At 67.2% G+C, this 2,531-nt stretch carries 3 protein-coding genes; 2 read left to right on the forward strand and 1 reads right to left on the reverse strand.

Annotated elements, in window-relative coordinates:
- A partial coding sequence (locus QRO91_RS22270) for a pseudouridine synthase (RefSeq protein WP_285310585.1) occupies nt 1-682 on the forward strand: 682 nt, incomplete at its 5' end.
- 85 nt (nt 683-767) lie between these two features.
- The gene (locus QRO91_RS22275; protein WP_049430329.1) at nt 768-1,103 is read left to right on the forward strand and encodes a hypothetical protein; all 336 of its coding nucleotides are present in this window, start codon (nt 768-770) and stop codon (nt 1,101-1,103) included.
- An 84-nt stretch (nt 1,104-1,187) separates the two neighbouring features.
- Here the strand turns inward: QRO91_RS22275 and kbl are convergent, their stop codons facing one another.
- Nucleotides 1,188-2,396, reverse strand: a complete 1,209-nt coding sequence (kbl, locus tag QRO91_RS22280) for a glycine C-acetyltransferase (protein ID WP_049430327.1) — start codon at nt 2,394-2,396, stop codon at nt 1,188-1,190.
- Nucleotides 2,397-2,531: the final 135 nt, after the last annotated feature.

Consider the following 2,531-nt stretch of genomic DNA (forward strand, 5'->3'; position numbering starts at 1 on the left):
GTGCTCGCGCAGCGAGGCCGCGCGCTGGATCGCCGATGGCCGCGTACGCGTGTCCGGGCGCATCGTCCGTGACCCCGAGTTTCCGATTGCACAGCCGGCGCCGCCGATCGAGGTCGACGGCCAGCCGTTGGGCGCGCCGCAGCGCCTGTACCTGATGCTCAACAAGCCGCGCGGGGTGGTGACAACCGTGCAGGACGAGCGTGGCCGCGACACCGTCTATCGCTGCTTCGATGGCGCAGGCCTGCCGTGGATCGCACCGGTCGGGCGGTTGGACAAGGCCAGCGAGGGGCTGTTGCTGTTCAGCAACGATCCGCAGTGGGCCGCGCGCCTGACCGATCCGGAAACCGGCCCGCAGAAGACCTACCACGTGCAGGTGGACCGCCTGCCCGACGAGGACACCTTGGCTGCGCTGCGCGCCGGTGTCGAGGACGAGGGCGAATTCCTCGTCGCCCAGGCCGTGTGCGTGCTGCGCAGCGGCGACAAGACCGCGTGGCTGGAGGTGGTCCTCGACGAGGGCCGCAACCGCCACATCCGCCGCCTGCTGGCGGCCTTCGACCTGCAGGTGCTGCGCCTGGTCCGGGTCGCGATCGGTGGGCTGCAGCTCGGCGATCTCGGCAAGGGGCAGTGGCGGGTGCTGGAGGTCAGCGACCAGCAGCGGCTGGGGGCCGCTGCACCGGGCTGATCATCGCCCGCGGCCGGCAGCTGCCGGCCACCGTTCCAGGCCTAGGGGGCGCCTGGTTGTTGAATTTCCCGAACGGAGCCTGCCCATGTACCACCCGACCCTCAATCAAACCCTGCGCTGCGCAGGCCTGCTGCTGCCGATGGTGCTGCTGACCGCGTGCGGCGGCCACAAAAAGGTGGCCAAGGCGGAAACGCCGGCCGAGACCCCGGTGGTGGAAGTGAAGACCCCGGAGCTGGATGGTCGCGGCAGTTACCGCTTCATGATGAGCAACGGCGACCAGAAGATGACCGCCGACGAGTTCGATGCCTGGATGAAGGCCAACGGCATCCGCGTGGCCAAGGGCAACGCGCAGGACGCTGCCGCCAAGCCGGTGGTGGTGGCCAGCAAGGACGAGCCGAAGGGCAAGAAGAAAAAGAAGTGATGCCGGGAAGGTGCCGACCTCGGTCGGCACGCCCTCAAGCTCCGATAGGTGCCGACCTTGGTCGGCACGCTTTGACCGCTGGGATCAACCCTTGATCACGCCCAGCTCGACGCCAATGCGGGTGAACGCATCGATCGCGCGGTCCAGCTGTTCGCGGGTGTGCGCGGCACTGATCTGGGTACGGATGCGCGCCTGGCCCTTGGGCACCACCGGGAAGAAGAAGCCGATCGCGTAGATGCCTTCTTCCAGCAGGCGCTCGGCGAACTTCTGCGCCAGCGGTGCGTCGTACAGCATCACCGGGCTGATCGGATGCACGCCCGGCTTCATGTCGAAACCGGCGGCGACCATCTTCTCGCGGAAGTGGCGGGTGTTCTCCACCAGGGTGTCGCGCAGGTCATCGGCGGCGGCCAGCATCTCGAACGCCTTGATGCCGGCGGCGACCACGTGCGGTGGCAGCGAGTTGGAGAACAGGTAGGGGCGCGAACGCTGGCGCAGCAGTTCGATCACCTCGGCGCTGGCGCAGGTGAAGCCACCCAGCGCACCACCCATGGCCTTGCCCAGGGTGCCGGTGATGATGTCGATCTTCTCCAGCACGCCCTTGACCTCGGCCGAACCGCGGCCGGTGGCACCGAGGAAGCCGGTGGCGTGGCACTCATCGATGTGCACCAGCGCGTTGTACTTCTTCGCCAGCGCGGTGATTTCGTCCAGCGGCGCGATGAAGCCGTCCATCGAGAACACGCCGTCGGTGGTGATCAGCTTGGTCTTGCAGCCGGCGGCATCGGCGGCCTGCAGCTGCGCTTCCAGGTCGGCCATGTCGCAGTTGGCGTAGCGGAAGCGCTTGGCCTTGCACAGGCGCACGCCGTCGATGATCGAAGCATGGTTCAGCGCATCGGAAATGATCGCGTCGTTCTCGCCGAGCAGCGGTTCGAACAGGCCGCCGTTGGCGTCGAAGCAGGCCGCATACAGGATGGTGTCCTGCTTGCCGAAGAAGTCGGCGATCTGCTTCTCCAGCTGCTTGTGCAGGTCCTGGGTGCCGCAGATGAAGCGCACCGAGGCCATGCCGAAGCCGTGGGTATCCAGCGCATCCTTGGCGGCCTGGATCAGGTCCGGATGGTCGGCCAGGCCGAGGTAGTTGTTGGCACAGAAGTTCAGCACCTTGCGGCCGTCGTCGAGGGTGATCTCGGCCGACTGCGGGCTGGTGATGATCCGCTCGGACTTGAACAGGCCCTGGGCGCGGATGGCGTCCAGTTCCTCGGCATAGTGGCGGGTCAGGGCGGAGGAGGCGTCGGTCATGGCGTGGGCACGGCTCAGCACGGGAAACCGCCGATTCTACCGGGCAACGGCGGCCATCGACCGTGCCGGGCGGGGCACCGCCACGGGCGGCACATGTTGCATCGCAATAGCAAACGGGTTAAAAATTCGTGAACC

This window comes from Stenotrophomonas maltophilia group sp. Smal32 (assembly GCF_030237085.1).
GTDB classification, from domain to species: Bacteria; Pseudomonadota; Gammaproteobacteria; order Xanthomonadales; family Xanthomonadaceae; genus Stenotrophomonas; species Stenotrophomonas maltophilia_Q.